Here is a 17,400-nt window from a genome sequence, read left to right as displayed (position 1 = left end):
GGAATATCATGACCCTGACGCACCACGACAGCAGCGAACGCATGAGCAAATACGTCATCCACAACGGCACCGTCTACCTGTCCGGGCAGGTGCCAAGCGACGCTACGGCCAACATGCGCGAACAAACCGAACAGGTGCTGGCGCGCATTGACGATCTGCTTGCCCGGGCCGGCACTGACAAAACCCGGCTGATTTCCGCGCAGATCTGGGTATCCAGCATGGAAGAGTTCGCCGACATGAACAGCGTCTGGGATGCCTGGGTAGCGCCGGGTCGGCCGCCGGTGCGCGCCGCCGTGGAGGCCGGGCTTGCCAACCCCGACTGGAAGGTCGAGATCATGGCCGTCGCGGCGCTTCCGGAAGGCTGATCGTGCGCGTGATCACGGCGGCCGAGGTGGCCGAGGCGCTTGACTGGGAGGCGCTGATCGAGCGTCTGGCGCACGCCTTTTGCGGCGGCGTCGAGTCGCCGGCGCGCCACCACCACGCCATGCAGCGGCCCGATGGCGAAGCCACCATGCTGCTGATGCCGGCCTGGGAGCCGGACGGCTACATCGGCGTCAAGATGGTCAACGTCTTTCCCCAGAATGCGGACTACGGGCTGCCGGCGATTGCCGGCGTCTATCTGCTCAGCGAGGGCGCGCACGGGCGCCCTCTGGCCTGCATCGACGGCGGCGAGTTGACCCGCCGGCGCACTGCCGCGGCCTCGGCGCTGGCCGCTCGCAAGCTTTCGCGGGAAGACGCCGAAACCCTGCTGGTGGTCGGCACCGGGAGGCTGGCGCCCATGGTCATTGAAGCCCACGCCGCCGTGCGTCCGATACGCCGAGTGCGTATCTGGGGGCGCAGCCCCGCCAAGGCCGAGCGCCTCGCCGCCGAGTACGCCGACCGCTTTGACACCGAAGCGGTGACCGACCTGGAAGATGCCTGTGCCGATGCCGACGTGATCAGCTGCGTGACGCTTGCCACTCGGCCGCTGATTCGCGGCCGGTGGCTTTCTCCGGGGGCGCACCTTGACCTGATCGGCGCGTTTCGTCCCGACATGCGCGAGACCGACGCCGACTGCCTGGCCCGCAGCGAGGTGTTTGTCGACACCTACGCCGGCGCGAAGGGGGAGGCCGGGGATATCCTGCAGGCCGTCGACGAGGGCGGCTTTGCCTTGGGCGACATCCGCGGAGAGCTTGCCGAGCTGCTGCAGGGCAGCAGAAAAGGGCGCAGCGGCCCCGAGGCCATCACCCTGTTCAAGTCGGTGGGCGCCTCGCTTGAAGACCTCGCCGCGGCCGTCGAAGTGTGGGAGAAGCGCAAGGCCACCCCCTAAGCCGGCTGGCGCGGGCCGGCCCGGCAGCGGTATCCTGACCGCATGATTGCTGCCGATCCCGCTTCTTCCGCCGCCGCCACGAATCCGCCCGTCCCCACCCTGCGTCCTTACCAGCGCGAGGCCGTTTCGCGGGTGGTGGCGCACTTTCGCGCCACGAGCGATCCCGCCGTGGTGGTGCTGCCCACCGGCAGCGGCAAGTCGCTGGTGATCGCGGAGCTAGCCCGCCTGGCCCGGGGTCGGGTGCTGGTGCTCGCCCACGTGCGCGAGCTGGTCGAGCAGAACCACGCCAAGTACGAGGCCTACGGCCTGACCGCGGATATCTTCAGCGCCGGGCTCAAGCGCAAGGAGGCCGGGCGCCAGGTAGTGTTCGGCTCGGTGCAGTCGGTGGTGAATAGCCCCGAGCGCTTTGCTGACGGCAATTTCACTCTGCTGGTGATCGACGAGTGCCACCGGGTCTCGCTGGATGAAAATACCGGCTACCGCCGGGTGATCGATCACCTGCGCGAGAAAAACCCGAATTTGAAGATTCTTGGCCTGACCGCCACGCCGTACCGGCTGGGGCAGGGCTTTATCTATCATCGCCACCACCACGGCATGGTGCGCGGCGACGACGACTGCTTTTTTCGCGACTGCGTGTTCGAGCAGCCGCTGCGGCTGATGGTCAAGCAGGGCTATCTCGCCGCCCCCACGCGGCTGGACATGGCTATCGAGCACTACGACTTCGCCGGCCTTGCAACCACCGAGAGCGGCGCCTTCAGCGAAGCGGCGATGAACCGCGTGGTAGCGGGCAGCCGCGCCACCCCGGGCATCGTCGCCGATATCATCGCCCGGGCGGAGACGCGCCGGGGGGTGATGATCTTTGCCGCCACGGTGGAGCACGCCGAGGAGGTGCTGGGCTACCTGCCCGACGGCGAGGCCGCCTTGATTACCGGCGCGACCGAGGCGCGCGAGCGCACCGCGACCATTGCTGCGTTCAAGGCGCGCGAGATCAAGTATCTGGTCAACGTCGCGGTGCTGACCACCGGCTTTGACGCGCCCCACGTGGACGTGATCGCGATTTTGCGCCCCACGGAGTCGGCGAGTCTCTACCAGCAGATCATCGGCCGGGGGCTCAGGCTGTCGCCTGCCAAGACCGACTGTTTGATTCTCGACTATGCCGGCAACCCCTGGGACACCTATGCTCCGGAGGTGGGCGAGCCGCGCCCGGCAAGCGACAGCGAGCCCGTCCAGGTCATCTGCCCCGAGTGCGAGCACGCCAACCTTTTCTGGGGCAAGCGTGACGGCGAGCTGATCATCGAGCACTACGGCCGGCGCTGCCACGGGCTGGTGGAAGAGGAGGAGAGTCAGGATGGCGCGGCGTCGGGCGCCGGTAAACCGCGCCAGTGCTCGTTTCGCTTTCGCTTCAAGACCTGCGACGAATGCGGTGCGGAAAACGACATCGCCGCCCGGCGCTGCCACGGCTGCCAGCGGCTTTTGGTTGACGCCGACGACAAGCTGCGCGACGCGCTCAAGCTGAAAGATGCCCGAGTGCTACGGGTGTCCGGTATGCAGATCGAATCCACGACTAATGGCCGGGGCCTGCCGCGGCTGAAAATTACCTACCACGATGAGGACGGCGCCACGCTTGACGAATGGTTCGCCCTGGAAACCGCCGCCCAGCGCCGGGCCTTTCAGGCGGTGTTCTTGCGCCGTCACCTGCGCGCCCCGGGCATCGGCTGGGTGCCGACCACGCCCGAAGAAGTAGTGGCCGGGCGCGAGCGGCTGCGCCATCCGGACTTCGTCGTTGGCCGTCTGGCCGGGCGATATTTCAAGGTCCGCGAGAAGCTTTTCGACTACGCCGGGCGCTATCGCTGCGCCGCCGACGCCGGCTAGCCGTTCGCCAACGGCACAAGTTTGCTAGACTGAGCCACTGTTTTAGCCCCTGAATGCGCCCTTCAAGAGAGACGCCCGCGTGAGCGAGACGCCCGCCGCCGATCATTCGTCCAGCCCCGACGCCGCCGGGACCGCTAGTGAGCCGGTCTCCGGGGCGCTTGCGCTGCTGTTTGACGAGCCGATAACCCAGCTGCCGGAGGATTTGTACATTCCGCCGGAAGCGCTGCGGGTGTTTCTGGAGGCGTTTGAAGGCCCGCTGGACCTGCTTTTGTATCTGATTCGCCGTCAGAACCTGGATATTTTGAGCGTCAACGTTGCCGCGATCACCCACCAGTACATCGAGTACGTGGAGCTGATGAAGGCGATGCAGATCGAGCTTGCCGGGGAATACCTGCTGATGGCGGCGATGCTTGCCGAGATCAAGTCGCGCACGCTGCTGCCGCGCCCGCCCCGGGAAGACGAGGACGAAGAGGAAGACCCCCGGGCCGAGCTGATCCGCCGGCTCCAGGAATACGAGCGCTTGAAAGAGGCCGCCGAGACTCTGGATACCCTGCCGCGCACCGGGCGCGACTGGTTCAGCGCCCGGGTCGAGGTGCCGGCGCTTGACGCCCGGGTGATTCACCCTGAGGTGGAGCTTGACGAGCTGCTCGGCGCCATGAGCGGCATCCTCAAGCGCGCCGAGCTTAACCAGCAGCACCAGATCAGCCGCGAAGTGCTCTCCACCCGGGAGCGCATGCTGCGCATCATGGAGGCGCTGAGCGCCGAGCGCTACACCCCTTTTGAGTCGCTGTTCACCCTGGAAGAAGGCCGCGCCGGGGTGGTGGTCACCTTCATGGCGATTCTGGAGCTGGCCAAGGAGGCGATGATCGAGATCGTGCAGAACGCGCCGCTGTCGCCCATCCACGTTCGCGCCCGGCTCGCCGAGTCTGGCGATACCCAAGACCATGCGCCGGGGCTTGATGACCCAGGCCTTCACGATTCCTCTCACGACCGCGGCGGCGAGTCCGCCTTTGCCGACGAGGACGCGCCATGAGCGAGGGCATCACCCTTGACGACATCATCGAGGCGGCGCTGTTGGCCGCCGGCGAGCCGCTCCCGGTGGACCGGCTGGAAACGCTGTTTGCCGAGGCCGAGCGCCCGGCCCGGGGCGAGCTGCGCCTGGCGCTCTCCCGGCTGCACGAGCGCCACCAAAGCGGCGCGCTGGAGCTGGTGGAAAGCGCTTCCGGCCATCAGCTGCGCATTCGCCCCAGGCTTTCGCCCTGGGTCTCGCGGCTGTGGGACGAGCGCCCGGCACGCTATTCCCGGGCGCTGCTGGAGACGCTTGCGCTGATTGCCTACCGCCAGCCGGTGACCCGGGGCGACATCGAAGAGGTGCGCGGGGTCAGCGTTTCAAGCTCCATCATGCGCACGCTCGCCGAGCGCGGCTGGATCCGCATTGTCGGCCATCGCGACGTCCCCGGCCGGCCGGGCGTTTATGCCACCACCCGGAGCTTTCTCGACGACTTCGGCCTCAAGACGCTGGATGCGCTGCCGCCCATGCACGAGCTGACCGGCGATACCGACGATGAAGAGGCCGCGGAAGAAGCCGGCGGCGACGAGCCGGCAAAACCCCTTGCCGCCGATGAAAAAACGCGCCACGATGCGCCCCCCGAGACGGCAGCGCCGGAAGAAAGCGATGCCGACCACCACGCCGAGACGGCGTTAACCCGGCCGCTGAGCTTCGCCGATCTGGAGGCCAGGCTGGCGGCCCGCGCCGGGCGCGCGGACGATGACGACGAGCGCCCGGACGAGAACCACGCGAGGTCAGACGACCATGAGTCAGAATAAAACCCCCGACAGCAAGCCGGCTCCCAGCGGCGAAAAGCTGCAGAAAGTGCTGGCCCGGGCCGGTTTCGGCTCCCGCCGGGAAATGGAAACCGCCATTACCGCCGGGCGCGTCAAGGTCAACGGCAAGCTTGCAAGCCTTGGCGACCGCGTAGAGCCGCGCGACAGCGTCGCCTTCGACGAGCGCCCGGTGACGCTGAAAGCCGAGCAGGAAACCCCGCGCCGGGTGATCATGTACAACAAGCCCGAAGGCGAGCTTTGCACCCGCAAGGACCCCGAAGGGCGGCGCACGGTATTCGAGCGCCTGCCCCGTCTGAAGGGCGAGCGCTGGATCGCCATCGGCCGGCTGGACATCAACACCAGCGGGCTTTTGCTGTTTACCACCGACGGCGAGCTGGCCAACCGTTTGATGCACCCCTCGACCCAGGTCGAGCGCGAATACGCCGTGCGGGTGATGGGCGAGGTCAAGCAGGAAAACGTCGTTGCCATGGTCGAAGGCGTGATGCTAGAAGACGGCCCGGCGCGCTTTACCGACGTTCAGGAGTTCGGCGGCGAAGGCATCAACACCTGGTTTCACGTGGTGCTGCTGGAAGGCCGCAACCGCGAGGTGCGCCGCCTCTGGGAGTCCCAGGCGCTCACCGTCAGCCGCTTGAAGCGCGTGCGCTACGGCAATATCTTCCTCGACAAGCGGGCCAAGGCCGGCGAATGGGTGGAGCTCGGTCAGGACGAAGTCGACGATCTCGCCGCCCTTGCCGACCTGCCCGCGCGCAAGGTGCCGGAGTTGACCCCGGAGGAGAAAAACCGCTGGAGCCGGGACAAGAACAAGCGCCGCCCGGTACAGGCCATGCGCAAGCCCAAAACGAAACGCCCGCGCCGATAAGTTTATCGGGAAAAGCGAAAAAACGCTTGCGACCGGCAGGCCAGATCCGTAGTATATGCATCCGTTCGAGGGGGTCGTTAGCTCAGTTGGTAGAGCAGTTGGCTTTTAACCAATTGGTCGCAGGTTCGAATCCTGCACGACCCACCATTCGAGCCCTGTGAAGGGTCGTTAGCTCAGTTGGTAGAGCAGTTGGCTTTTAACCAATTGGTCGCAGGTTCGAATCCTGCACGACCCACCAGATTTAGCGCCCCCGGCAGTCTTCTGCCGGGGGCGTTTTGTTTTTGGGGCGCTTGCCAGGCGCGGGCGTTGCCCGGCAATATGGTCGAGAAACGTACGGGCCGGCCACCGCGAAAGACGCGCAGGCCGCCCGCTAGGGCGCGGCGCATGCAAGGCGCGTGCGCCGCGATCAGTGAACAGCAGGGGGATTCCCTGTTTTATCGCAGTGGTAGACACAATGACGATAATGACTTCCCGGGCAGGCGCCGACACGCTTGCCCCGACGGCCTATTGCCCCACCCGTATTGCCGCCGAGGACGAGGCCCGCGTGGCCGAAATCAAGCGGCTGCTGCAGGACGAAAACGCCGTGCTGGTGGCGCACTACTATACCGACGACGCCATCCAGCAGCTGGCCGAGGAAAGCGGCGGCTGCGTGGCGGACTCGCTGGAGATGGCGCGCTTCGGCGCCCGCCACGAAGCCTCCACCCTGGTGGTGGCCGGCGTGCGCTTTATGGGCGAGACCGCCAAGGTTCTGTCGCCGGAAAAGCGCGTGTTGATGCCCACCCTTGAGGCTACCTGCTCGCTGGACATCGGCTGCCCGCCGGACGAGTTCAGCGCCTTCTGCGACGCCCATCCGGACCGCACCGTGGTGGTGTACGCCAACACCTCGGCGGCAGTGAAGGCGCGTGCGGACTGGGTGGTGACCTCCTCCATCGCGGTGGACGTGATTGAGCACCTCCAGGCCAAAGGCGAGAAGATCCTCTGGGCGCCGGACAAGCACCTCGGCGGCTACCTCCAGAAAAAGACCGGCGCCGACATGCTGCTGTGGGACGGCGCCTGCATCGTCCATGAAGAGTTCAAGGCCAAAGGCGTGGAAGACCTCAAGCGCCTTTACCCGGACGCCGCCGTGCTGGTGCACCCGGAATCGCCGGCGCCGGTAATCGAGCTTGCCGACGTGGCGGGCTCGACCTCGCAGCTGATCAAGGCGGCGAAGGAGCTGCCCAACGACAAGCTGGTGGTCGCCACCGACCGGGGGATTTTCTTCAAGATGCAGCAGGCAGCCCCGGAGAAAACCCTGTTCGAGGCGCCCACGGCGGGCAACGGGGCGACGTGCAAAAGCTGCGCCCACTGCCCGTGGATGGCGATGAACGCGCTGGATAACCTGGCCCAGGCGCTGCGCGAAGGCAGCGGCGAGGTGCACGTGGAGGAGGGCCTGCGCCTGAAGGCGCTGACGCCGCTGGAGCGCATGCTCAACTTCAACGCCTGACTTCTCCACTGAGTCATCACGAGCGTAAGCGAAGTGATCTCATGACGCTGCCGCTGGCAGGAAACCCCGAGATAGCTTCGCTTCGCTCGCTATGACACGACTCTGGGGCAGCCCTGCTGTGGCTATGAAAACTCGTCAAGGGCGTCGCGGTATTCGATAAACGCCTCCCGGCGCGATTCGATGCGCGCTTCAAGCCCTGGGTTGTTGCTGCCCCGGGCAGCGTCTCGGGCCAGGTCGAGCTGGCGGATGCCCTTGTCGATGCGCCCGGTCAGCTGCAGGTATTCGGCCCGGGCCAGGCGGCCTTCGGCCGGATGGCCGCTGCCCCCGGCGGCCTCGGCCAGCAGGGTAAAGCCCGCCGGGTCTTCCGGGTGCTGGGCGGTAACGTCCCGCAGCAGCCGGTAGGCAGCCCGGGGGTCGCGGCCGAGCTGGGCCTCGGCCAGGGTGAGCTGGGCGGGGAGGTACCCGGGCATGAAGCGCAAAAGCCGCTGGCTGCGGGCTATGGCGTCGTCGACCCGGCGCGCGTCCAGGGCGATGCTCGCGGCCGAGGCCGGCAGCAGGCCGAGGTCGGGATGCTGCTCGGCCAGACGGTCCAGCCCGTCCAGCGCGCTCTGCGTCTGGCCTCGATCGGCGTCGATGAGCGCTTCGAGGTAGGTGATGGCGGCGTCGGTAGCGTCGTCCTGGCGCAAGGTGATCAGCGCCTGCTGCGGGGCGTTGGCGTGCAGGTGCATGAGTGCCCGGGCGCGCACCATGTCGTAAAGGGTGTCGTCCCTATGGGTGTCGGCGACCTGCAGCTGGGCGGCCCGGGACTGGGCGTCGCTCAGGCGGCTCTCGCTCACCGGGTGGCTGAGCAGAAACTCCGGCGGCGTGTCGCCCTGAAGCCTGGCCATGCGCTGCATGGCCTTGAACATGCGCACCATGTCGTCGGGCGGATAGCCGGCGTCGGCGAGGGTTTTCATGCCCACGCGGTCGGCTTCCTGCTCAAAGCGCCGGGAATAGCGCAGCTGATCCTGGAGCATCGCGGCCTGGGAGCCCATGGCGGTGGCAAGCCCGGCGCTGCCTGCGCCGCTTGCGGCGAGCACCATGCCGGCGAGCATCGCGGCCATGGTCGGCAGCTGGGTTTGCCCGGCGCGCTCGCTGCCCCGGGCGAAGTGGCGCTGGGCCAGGTGGCCAAGCTCGTGGGCGAGCACCGAGGCAAAGGCGCCCTCGTCCGGGGCAAAGGCGTAGAGCCCGGCGTTGATGCCGATGACGCCGCCGGGTACGGCAAAGGCGTTGAGCGAATCGTTATTCACCATCACGCTGATCGGCACCTGCCCGCTGATGCCGCTGTGGGGCGCCAGGCGCGCGATCAGCCGGTCCAGATAGTAGTGGGCGATGGGGTCCTGCCACTGGGGCGCCTGGGCGCGGAACTGGCGCAGCCAGGCGCGACCCAGACGCGCCTCCTTGCTGCTGGCAGCATGGGGGACGCCGCCGAGCGAGGGCAGGTGGTAGTCGGTGGTGGCGGCGCTGGCCGGCGCGCTCAGGGGCAGGCTGACTGCCAGCGCAACCGCGCAGAGCCGGCATGATGCATGGCGCAGGCGTGACATGGCGTCCTCGCAGATAGTCGGTCGTCAGAGTCGATGATGCCGCAGCGACGGGTCCTAAGGCCACCTCGTATGACAGTGCCTTGGGGGTAAAGTGCCGCGCGCAGCCGCCGCCCAAGCCGCGGCGGGCCGTTTCCGGCTGTTACGCTACCGCTTTATGCGCCAGGGGTTTATGCGATAATAGCGGGCTTGAGACACTGCCGCTTGCCGGCCGCCTGAAGGAGACACCATGGTAAATGATAGCGGATCGAACCGTGACGATTCGACGTCGGTGCGCCCGGACCACGTCGGCGCCCCGGATGCCGTGCTCGATGCCACCGGACTTGCCTGCCCGCTGCCGCTGCTCAAGGCCAAGCAGGCGCTTTACGGTCTGGCGGGCGGCCAGCTTTTGGAGGTGCACGCCACCGACGCCGGCTCCTGGCGCGACATGGCGTCGTTTGCCGAGCATAGCGCCCATGTCCTTGAGGATCGCTGCCAGGTAGGCGAGGTCTACTACTACTGGCTGCGCAAGGCCGAAGGTGGCGATCAATGACGCTGCGCGCCATCCTCAAGGGCTGGATGGATCGCTACTTCTCCGATGAAGAAGCGGTCATTCTGCTGCTGGTGCTCATTGCGGGCTTTGCCGCGGTCATCTGGCTTGGCGGCATGCTGGCGCCGTTTTTCACCGCGCTGGTCATCGCCTTTCTGCTCCAGGGCGCGGTCAATGCCCTGACCCGGCGCCGGGTGCCGCATCTGCTGGCGGTCATGCTGGTGTTTCTGGGGTTTCTGGGCATCGTGCTGGCGCTGGCGCTGATTCTGCTGCCGCTGATCTGGAACCAGCTGGTGGGGCTGGTGCAGGAAACCCCGAGGATGTTTGCCAGCGGCCAGAGCTGGCTTGGCGAGCTGCAGGAGCGCTACCCCAACCTGATCACCCCGGACCAGGTGCAAAACTGGGTGGGCGCTGCCAGCCGCCAGATCAGCCAGCTGGGCCAGCGGGCGCTGTCCTTGTCGCTTGCCTCGCTTGGCAACGTGATGGCGCTGATCATCTATCTGGTGCTGGTGCCCATTCTGGTATTTTTCATGCTCAAGGACCGCGATGCGCTGGTCGGCTTCACGCTGTCGCTGCTGCCGCGCAAGCGTACGCTGCTCTCGCGTATCTGGAAGGAGATGGACGCCCAGATCGCCAACTATATCCGCGGCAAGGTGATCGAGATCATCATCGTGGGCTCGGTGGCGTTTGCCACTTTCGCCTTTCTCGGCGTGCCGTATTCGGCGCTTTTGGGGGTGCTGGTGGGGCTTTCGGTGCTGGTGCCGTACATCGGCGCGGCGCTGGCGACGCTGCCGGTGGCGGCGGTGGCGGGGTTTCATTTCGGCCTGAGCGATCAGCTGGCCTACGTGGTGCTGGCCTACGGCGTCATCCAGGCGCTGGACGGCAACGTGCTGGTGCCGGTGATGTTCTCCGAGGCGGTTAACCTGCACCCGGTATCGATCATCGTCGCGGTGCTGTTTTTTGGCGGTATCTGGGGCTTCTGGGGCGTGTTTTTCGCCATTCCGCTGGCCACCCTGCTCAAGGCGCTGGTGTATGCCTGGCCGCGAGGGCTGCGCCAGCGCGACGAGCGTCTGGCGCACGAAGACACGGGCGCCGAGTAACGCCGGGCAGCCGGGCCCGGCGCTCGGCGAAAGTCAGCCTTTGGCGTGCAGAGTCTGGGCGGCGTCGAGCACCTCGTCGACGTGGCCCGGCACTTTCACCCCGCGCCACTCCTGGGCCAGCTTGCCGCCGGCGTCGATGAGAAAGGTGCTGCGCTCGATGCCCTGATGCTCCTTGCCGTACATCTTCTTGAGCTTGATGACGTCGAAAATCCGGCAGACTTCCTCGTCGGTGTCGGCAATCAGCGCAAAGTTGAAGTCCTCTTTTTCCTTGAAGTTTTCCTGGGCGCGAAGGCCGTCCCGAGAAACGCCGAGAATCACCGTGTTGGCGGCGTCGAACGCCGTCTTGCGGTCGCGGAAGTCACCGCCTTCGGTGGTGCAGCCGGGGGTGCTGGCCTTGGGGTAGAAATAGACCACCACCTGTTTGCCGCGCAGCTCCGACAGGGTCACGGCGGCGTTGCCGGTGGCGGTAGCCGTAAAGTCGGGGACGGGCTTATCGAGTTCAACGCTCATGCAATACTCCTTACTAACAGGGACGGTTATCAACCTAAGGGGACAGCCCGATTACACGCAAGCGGGCGCCAGGTGTCAAAAAAATCCTGCGCGGGAGCGACTCGCGGCGCTTTGCGCTGTACAGGCTTTCATCGCCTGAGTACCATTTGGTGTCTGTGGAACCGTAGGGCGTTATACCAAGGCGCCAGCGCGGCTCCTTGAATCCAATGCGTTCGCGCACGCCCTGTGTCCGGCGGCGCGTTTCACCTTTTTTGCGTGAGGTACAAGCGGATGATCACTGGCAGCATTGTCGCCCTGGCGACGCCGATGAAGGCCAATGGCGATATCGACTGGGAGGCGCTTCGTCGTCTGGTGGACTTCCATCTTGAAAACGGTACCGACGGCATCGTCGCCGCGGGAACGACCGGCGAGCCCACCACGATGTCCTTTGCCGAGCACTTTGACGTGATTCGCACCGTGGTGGAGCAGGTCGACGGGCGCATTCCGGTGATTGCCGGCACCGGCGCCAACGCCACGTCCGAGGCCGTTGAGCTCGCCCGCTACGCAAGCGAAGTGGGCGCGGACTACTGCCTGTCGGTATGCCCCTACTACAACAAGCCTACCCAGGAAGGCCTGTATCAGCATTTCAAGGCGGTGGCCGAGGGCAGCAAGCTGCCGGTCATCCTGTATAACGTCCCCGGGCGCACCTGCTCTGATCTGTACAACGAGACCGTCATGCGCCTGGCCGAGGTGGACAACATCGTCGGTCTGAAAGACGCCACCGGTAATCTCGAGCGCGCCGAAGACCTGGTCGCCCGGCTCAAGGGCAGCGGTTTTATGCTCTACTCCGGCGACGACGGCACCGCCTGCGACTTCATGCTGATGGGCGGCCACGGCGATATTTCGGTCACCGCCAACGTCGCCCCCCGGGCCATGCACGACCTGTGCACCGCGGCGGTTGCCGGCGATGCCGAAACTGCGCACTCGATCAACACCCGGCTGATGCCGCTGCACACCAACCTGGGGATCGAAGCCAACCCCATTCCGGTCAAGTGGGCGCTCAACCGTATGGGCTACGCCGAGGCCGGCGGGCTACGCCTGCCGCTGACGTGGCTGTCGGAAAAGTACCACGCTACCATCAGCGAAGCGCTGCAGATGGCTGAAGTGGTAGAGGACTGAAACAGCGGTCGACCAGGCCCGCAATACCAACGGAATTTGCTCAACGGATAAGGTGGCTGGATGAACGCAGCGCTCAGATGGATACCGCTGGCACTGGCAGGCGCACTGGCGCTTGCCGGCTGTGCCCGGGACGGCTTTTACGACGACCGCAATCTCGACTACGTCGAGTCGGCGCCCGCGCCGCCGCTTACGCTGCCCGAGACCCGGGATCAGAGCCGCTACCAGAGCGCTCTGCCCGTGCCGGCAGATAGCGACTCGTCGGCGGCGCGCCCCGAAGAGCCGGTGGAAGCGCGTGCGCCGCGTCCGCTGACCGCTGCGCGGGGGCTGAAGGAAAACTACGTCACCTCCCGGGAAATCAACGACAGGCGCTGGCTGGTGGTGGCGGACGACGCGGCCAGCGTCTGGCCCCAGCTCGAGCGCTTTGCCCGTACCCGCGCCGGGGGGATCGAGCGCAGCCAGCCGTCCCGAGGGGTGCTGGAAACCCGCGAGGGCACCCTGCGGCTGGGTAACGCCGTTCGCCCCGGGGCCAGCGAAGTGCACTGCGAGCGCGCCGGCCAGTCACGCGCCGACTGCCTGGAGCGCCTGGAGCGCTACCTGGCCAGCCAGTCCGGCGGCGAGGACACCCTGTCGTCGCTCAACGCCCAGCGGGTTGACGAGCAGCGCGCGGTGCAGCTGAGGCGTTCGGGGGATGACGTCAGCGTGCGTATTCCCTATTCCGCAGACCGCGCCTGGGCAGAAATCGCCCACTACCTGGAGCTGGACTTCAACCAGCCCGGCGAGCGCGAGCTGCTGGAAAGCGACGCCGCCGGCCACGCCTTTACCGTGAACTATCAGACCCTGGATAACCGCCGGCGCGGCGTGCTGGCCCAGCTCAACCCCTTCGCCGATGACAGCGCTCGCAAAGTGCGCCTGGCGCTCGACGAGCAGGGCGATCAGAGCCGGCTGCGCGTTGAGGGCACCGATGAGCAAACGCTCAGCGTGGACGCCAAACGCGAGCTGCTCGAGCGCGTGTCCGGCTACTTGCGTTGATGAGCGTCGTGTGTGATCGCATCGAGCCGGGAAAATGACCGCAGGGGAGTCAAGATGAAGGAGCCAAGATGAAAAAGCGCCAGGAGCTTTACGCCGGCAAGGCCAAATCCGTTTACACCACCGACGCGCCGGATCGGCTGGTGCTCGAGTTTCGCGATGACACCAGCGCCTTTGACGGCAAGCGCAAGGAGGCGCTTGAGCGCAAGGGCATGGTCAATAACGTCTTCAACGCCTTCATCATGGAGCGCCTGGAAGACGCCGGCATTCCCACCCATTTTGACAAGCGCCTGTCCGACACCGAAAGCTTGGTCAAGAAGATGGACATGATTCCGGTGGAGTGCGTGGTGCGCAATATCGCCGCCGGGGGGCTGGTCAAGCGCCTCGGCGTCGAAGAAGGGATGGCGCTCGAGCCGCCGACGTTCGAGCTTTTTCTGAAGGACGACGAGCGCGGCGATCCGCTGATCAACGAGTCGCTGGCAGAAACCTTCGGCTGGGCGACGCCCGAACAGCTCGGCGAGATGAAAACGCTGACGTTCAAGGTCAACCAGGTGCTCAGGCAGCTGTTTGCCGAGGGCGAACTGCTGCTGGTGGACTACAAGCTCGAGTTTGGCGTCTACGACGGCCGCATTATCCTCGGCGACGAGTTTTCCCCGGACGGCTGCCGGCTGTGGGACGCCAACACTCGGGAGAAGCTGGACAAGGACCGTTTTCGCCAGGGGCTCGGCGGCGTAATCGAAGCCTACGAAGAGGTCGGCCGCCGCATCGGCGTCGTCTTCCCCGAGGGCCAACGCGCGCCCTGACGCCTCATGCCCGGCCGGGCAGCGGCTCAATGGCCACCACCGCCAGGAGGGTGGCCGTCTTTTCCCCAAGCGCCCGGAACTTCACGTCCACATCGCGCAGGCGCACGCCGTATACCCGCGCTGCGGGCTCTCGCCCGTGCCGGTACGCCGGCCGCGGATCCTGTCGGAGTACCTGTTCAATCAGCGCCTTGAGCGAGGCGCCGTCGTCGCGGCGGTCAAGCGCGGCGCACGCGTCGGGGTAAAACGCCACCTCCACCTCGGGCGGCGGCGCCGGCGCAAAGCCGGCCCGGGCCTCCGGGCGGGCCTCCACCCAGGGAAGGTAGGGCTTAATGTCGACCACCGGCGTCTGGTCCACCAGGTCGCAGCCGCCGAGCGTCAGCCTGACCCCGCCCTGGGTCTCCACCTTTTCCAGCGTGACCAGCGAAAGCCCCAGGCGGTTGGGCCGGTTGGGGCTGCGGCTGGCAAAAACCCCTACCTTCTGATTGCCGCCCAGGCGCGGCGGGCGCACCAGCGGCGTAAAGCCGTTACCGCCCCGCGGCGTCTTGTGGAAGAGAAACGTCAGCCACAGGTGGCTGAACGCGGAAAGGCCGCGTACCGCCAGCGGGTCGTCAAACGGCGGGACAAGCGCAAGCGTGGCTCTTGCCGCCGGGGCCAGGCCGGGCTGGCGGGGGACGCCGAACCTGTCCGGATAGTCGCTTTCAATAATGCCCACCGGGAACGGCGGCTCGCCGGCAAAAGGGGTCGTTGAGGGCAAGGCTGGCTGGCGAGGATGGGGCATGGCTTGGGCGTCTCGCTGCGGGGCGCGCTGACGCCCGGAAATGGGGAGAAAAGATGAAGATCGGCGCAGTATAAGGTACGTTGACCCTTCGTTGGTGAAAGAAGGATTTTTCACATGACGACGTTTTGTGTGAACGACGACGAGGCAGACATGAGCGATAGCGACGCGCCGGCGACGGCAGCTACGCCGCGCATCATTTACCGTGAAGCGCTGGTGCGCGACGGGGCAGACCAGGCCGAAGTGTTTTATCACGCGGTCATGCAGAGCGCGGCCAGCCACTATTCGTTAACCCAGCGCCGGGCCTGGGCCCAGGCGCTGCCCTGGGAAGCCTGCGCCTGGGTCGCCCGCCACCCGCTTTACACCACCCTGGTCGCGGTATGCGACGGGCGCTGCGTGGGCTTTCTGGAGCTGGATATGCCCGAGGCCAGGGTGGAGACCCTTTATGTCTGGCCGTCCCTTGGCGGGCACGGCATCGGCACCACGCTTTTGATCCATGCCGAACGCCTGCTGCTTGAGCAGGGGAGCGAGGCCGTGGAGATCGAGGCGAGTCTCATGCTGGTCGAGCGCCTTGAGCGCCGGGGCTGGGAAAACCTCGGCGAGCAGTGGGTCGAGCGCGGCGGCGAAAAGCTCAAGCGCTACCGGCTGCAAAAGCGCCTCCACGCCGTGGAAACCTGAGCCGGCACCGCCGTAAGGCGACCGAATCAGGACGCGCCTTGCTCCACCAGCCGCATGGACAAGTCGACGGCCTTGATGTCCTTGGTCAGCGCCCCGCTTGAGATACCGTCGACGCCGGTATCGGCAATGGCCTTGAGCGTGGTGTCGTCGACGTTGCCCGACGCTTCAAGCACGGCGCGACCGCCGGTGCGGGCCACGGCCTCGCGCAGCTCGTCAAGGGAGAAGTTGTCGAGCATGACGATGTCGGCCTCGGCGGCCAGCGCCTGGTCAAGCTCGTCGAGATTTTCCACCTCCACTTCAACGTCAAGCTCGCTTGAAAGCCGGCGGGCGTGGCTTACCGCCGCGGCAATGCCGCCGCAGGCGGCGATGTGATTTTCCTTGATCAAAAACGCATCCCACAGCCCGATGCGGTGGTTATGGCCGCCGCCGCAGGTCACGGCGTATTTCTGCGCCAGGCGCAGGTTGGGCAGGGTCTTGCGCGTATCCAGCAGCCGCACGCCGGTGCCTTCGAGCAGGTCGACGTAGCGCCGGGTGGCCGTGGCCGTGGCCGAGAGCGTCTGCAGCACGTTGAGCGCGGCGCGCTCGCCGGTGAGCAGACTGCGCGCCGGGCCCTCAAGGGTCAGAAAGCACTGGCCGGGCGTGAGCCGATCGCCGTCGGCGGCTTGCCAGCTGAGCGCTACGCTACTGGCAAGCCGGCGGTATATTTCGTCCACCCAGGCGACGCCGCAGAGCACGCAGTGCTCCCGGGTGATCACTCGGGCGCTGGCCCACTGCTGTTCGGGAATCAGGTCGGCGGTGATGTCGCCGGGGCCGAGATCCTCGGCCAGCAGGTGAGCGACACCCGAGCGTATATCTTCAGCAAGAGCGGTGTAATAGTGCATGGCAGCGTGCCTTCCCAAACGTTGTCCTTCCCACGCGTCGTGTAAAGCGATGGGTGAAAGCCGGTATTATAGTGGACCGACGCGGTAGTAAAAGAGTTCGGACAAAAGGAGGTCCTGTGTCCCGGGACAATGTATCCACAAGCCGCTGGGCCAGCGCGCGCTGGCGGGCCTCGCCCAACGCCGATGAGCGCCCCGCAGGCGAAGTCTCGCTGATCGTGCTGCACGCCATCAGCCTGCCGCCGGGGGAGTTCGGCGGCGATGCCATCGAGGCGCTGTTTACCAACCGGCTGGACGCGGCTGCCCACCCGTTTTTTGCTCGAATTGCCGGCGTGCGCGTCTCGGCCCACTTTTTGATTCGCCGCGACGGCGAGTGCGTGCAGTTTGTCGAGCCCGAGCGTCGGGCCTGGCACGCCGGCCGCTCGCGCTGGCGCGATCCGCAAAGCGAAGCGCTGCGTCAGGCCTTAAATGACTTTGCCGTGGGTATTGAGCTTGAAGGCGACGACGAAACGCCTTTCACCCGCGCTCAGTACGCCCGGCTTGCCGAGCTGGTTGCCTGGCTCGAGGCGCGCTTTACTGCCCTGGATGCCGCACGCATCACCGGCCATGCGCATGTAGCGCCGCTACGCAAAACCGACCCAGGCCCGGCGTTCGACTGGGCGTATTTTTACCAGCAGCGCCGCCGGCTGAGCGATTCCGGCGGCGATGACGAGCCATATTGAGTAGTTTAGCTACGCATGCGTTGATTTGCGACGTCGAGCATAACGTCTTGAAAAAATCCGGTATTGCCGCGAACGGCGGGGCGCTGCGAAAGTTTTTATCGCGGCGGCGATTGGCAGGGCGGCGACTTTGCGGTATCGTTTTCCACAGAAAATAACGTTATTTTCCCATTTTTATGTAGTTTTGCTACATTTTGCCGAACGCTACGTCTTGAATGTAGAATGGATTTCCATTGTGCGCTGGAAAGGCGCGCCGGCGAACGCAGGCCTGTGGTG

Annotated in this window: 18 protein-coding genes and 2 tRNA genes; 16 read left to right on the top strand and 4 right to left on the bottom strand. The window is 66.0% G+C overall.

Annotated elements, in window-relative coordinates; genetic code table 11:
* The first annotated feature begins 8 nt into the window (after window positions 1–8).
* The 9 genes from ACZ46Y_RS11855 (at window position 9) to nadA (ending at window position 7,368) form a co-directional block, all read left to right on the top strand.
* Window positions 9–365 (top strand): RidA family protein, encoded by a 357-nt coding sequence (locus ACZ46Y_RS11855; RefSeq protein WP_311952272.1) that lies wholly within the window; start codon window positions 9–11, stop codon window positions 363–365.
* 2 nt (window positions 366–367) lie between these two features.
* On the top strand, window positions 368–1,309 hold the full coding sequence (gene lhpI / locus ACZ46Y_RS11850) for a bifunctional Delta(1)-pyrroline-2-carboxylate/Delta(1)-piperideine-2-carboxylate reductase (protein WP_311952269.1): 942 nt from the start codon (window positions 368–370) through the stop codon (window positions 1,307–1,309).
* 42 nt (window positions 1,310–1,351) lie between these two features.
* Window positions 1,352–3,181: a DNA repair helicase RadD gene (locus tag ACZ46Y_RS11845; protein WP_311952267.1), complete on the top strand. Its 1,830-nt coding sequence runs from the start codon at window positions 1,352–1,354 to the stop codon at window positions 3,179–3,181.
* Between the two features lie 79 nt (window positions 3,182–3,260).
* Window positions 3,261–4,214 carry a segregation and condensation protein A gene (locus tag ACZ46Y_RS11840; protein WP_311952264.1) on the top strand — a complete coding sequence of 318 codons (954 nt, stop codon included), beginning with the start codon at window positions 3,261–3,263 and terminating at the stop codon, window positions 4,212–4,214.
* A complete protein-coding gene (scpB, locus tag ACZ46Y_RS11835) occupies window positions 4,211–5,008 on the top strand; it encodes an SMC-Scp complex subunit ScpB (protein WP_311952261.1) in 798 nt (265 codons plus the stop codon). Before ACZ46Y_RS11840 ends, scpB begins: the two co-directional genes overlap by 4 nt.
* Entirely contained in the window at window positions 4,995–5,885 is an 891-nt protein-coding gene (rluB, locus tag ACZ46Y_RS11830; RefSeq protein ID WP_311952258.1) for a 23S rRNA pseudouridine(2605) synthase RluB, read from the top strand. Before scpB ends, rluB begins: the two co-directional genes overlap by 14 nt.
* Before the next feature lie 71 nt (window positions 5,886–5,956).
* Window positions 5,957–6,032 (top strand) — tRNA-Lys (locus ACZ46Y_RS11825).
* A gap of 15 nt (window positions 6,033–6,047) precedes the next feature.
* A tRNA-Lys gene (locus ACZ46Y_RS11820) sits at window positions 6,048–6,123 on the top strand.
* Between the two features lie 216 nt (window positions 6,124–6,339).
* Window positions 6,340–7,368 (top strand): quinolinate synthase NadA, encoded by a 1,029-nt coding sequence (gene nadA / locus ACZ46Y_RS11815; protein ID WP_311952255.1) that lies wholly within the window; start codon window positions 6,340–6,342, stop codon window positions 7,366–7,368.
* A gap of 122 nt (window positions 7,369–7,490) precedes the next feature.
* Here the strand turns inward: nadA and ACZ46Y_RS11810 are convergent, their stop codons facing one another.
* Window positions 7,491–8,951 (bottom strand): M48 family metalloprotease, encoded by a 1,461-nt coding sequence (locus ACZ46Y_RS11810; RefSeq protein WP_311952252.1) that lies wholly within the window; start codon window positions 8,949–8,951, stop codon window positions 7,491–7,493.
* Between the two features lie 226 nt (window positions 8,952–9,177).
* Between ACZ46Y_RS11810 and ACZ46Y_RS11805 the strand changes: the two genes are divergently transcribed.
* Both ACZ46Y_RS11805 and ACZ46Y_RS11800 read left to right on the top strand, forming a co-directional pair.
* Window positions 9,178–9,480, top strand: coding sequence for a sulfurtransferase TusA family protein (locus tag ACZ46Y_RS11805; RefSeq protein ID WP_311952248.1), 303 nt, complete (start codon window positions 9,178–9,180; stop codon window positions 9,478–9,480).
* Window positions 9,477–10,577 (top strand): AI-2E family transporter, encoded by a 1,101-nt coding sequence (locus ACZ46Y_RS11800; RefSeq protein ID WP_311952244.1) that lies wholly within the window; start codon window positions 9,477–9,479, stop codon window positions 10,575–10,577. Before ACZ46Y_RS11805 ends, ACZ46Y_RS11800 begins: the two co-directional genes overlap by 4 nt.
* Window positions 10,578–10,610: 33 nt before the next feature.
* Here the strand turns inward: ACZ46Y_RS11800 and ACZ46Y_RS11795 are convergent, their stop codons facing one another.
* A complete protein-coding gene (locus ACZ46Y_RS11795; protein ID WP_311952240.1) occupies window positions 10,611–11,087 on the bottom strand; it encodes a peroxiredoxin in 477 nt (158 codons plus the stop codon).
* 270 nt (window positions 11,088–11,357) lie between these two features.
* On the opposite strand from ACZ46Y_RS11795, the gene dapA reads away from it, so the two are divergent.
* The 3 genes from dapA to purC all read left to right on the top strand — a co-directional run bounded on the left by dapA (window position 11,358) and on the right by purC (window position 14,074).
* On the top strand, window positions 11,358–12,245 hold the full coding sequence (gene dapA, locus ACZ46Y_RS11790) for a 4-hydroxy-tetrahydrodipicolinate synthase (RefSeq protein WP_311952237.1): 888 nt from the start codon (window positions 11,358–11,360) through the stop codon (window positions 12,243–12,245).
* Window positions 12,246–12,305: 60 nt separating this feature from the next.
* On the top strand, window positions 12,306–13,274 hold the full coding sequence (locus ACZ46Y_RS11785) for a lipoprotein, NlpB (RefSeq protein WP_311952234.1): 969 nt from the start codon (window positions 12,306–12,308) through the stop codon (window positions 13,272–13,274).
* Window positions 13,275–13,342: 68 nt separating this feature from the next.
* Window positions 13,343–14,074 carry a phosphoribosylaminoimidazolesuccinocarboxamide synthase gene (gene purC, locus ACZ46Y_RS11780; protein WP_311952231.1) on the top strand — a complete coding sequence of 244 codons (732 nt, stop codon included), beginning with the start codon at window positions 13,343–13,345 and terminating at the stop codon, window positions 14,072–14,074.
* A gap of 4 nt (window positions 14,075–14,078) precedes the next feature.
* On the opposite strand, the gene tsaA is transcribed toward purC, so the two are convergent.
* Window positions 14,079–14,852: a tRNA (N6-threonylcarbamoyladenosine(37)-N6)-methyltransferase TrmO gene (tsaA, locus tag ACZ46Y_RS11775; protein ID WP_311952228.1), complete on the bottom strand. Its 774-nt coding sequence runs from the start codon at window positions 14,850–14,852 to the stop codon at window positions 14,079–14,081.
* Between the two features lie 150 nt (window positions 14,853–15,002).
* Here tsaA and ACZ46Y_RS11770 point away from each other — a divergent pair, with 150 nt between their 5' ends.
* Window positions 15,003–15,527: a GNAT family N-acetyltransferase gene (locus tag ACZ46Y_RS11770; protein ID WP_311952537.1), complete on the top strand. Its 525-nt coding sequence runs from the start codon at window positions 15,003–15,005 to the stop codon at window positions 15,525–15,527.
* Between the two features lie 26 nt (window positions 15,528–15,553).
* On the opposite strand, the gene nadC is transcribed toward ACZ46Y_RS11770, so the two are convergent.
* Window positions 15,554–16,408, bottom strand: a complete 855-nt coding sequence (nadC, locus tag ACZ46Y_RS11765) for a carboxylating nicotinate-nucleotide diphosphorylase (RefSeq protein WP_311952225.1) — start codon at window positions 16,406–16,408, stop codon at window positions 15,554–15,556.
* Between the two features lie 116 nt (window positions 16,409–16,524).
* On the opposite strand from nadC, the gene ampD reads away from it, so the two are divergent.
* Window positions 16,525–17,127 carry a 1,6-anhydro-N-acetylmuramyl-L-alanine amidase AmpD gene (ampD, locus tag ACZ46Y_RS11760; protein ID WP_311952221.1) on the top strand — a complete coding sequence of 201 codons (603 nt, stop codon included), beginning with the start codon at window positions 16,525–16,527 and terminating at the stop codon, window positions 17,125–17,127.
* Window positions 17,128–17,400 lie beyond the last annotated feature (273 nt).

The sequence above is a fragment of the Halomonas garicola genome, from assembly GCF_055382465.1.
The sequence above is the reverse complement of the archived record's forward strand: the minus strand, read 5'-3'. Positions and strand labels throughout refer to the sequence as shown.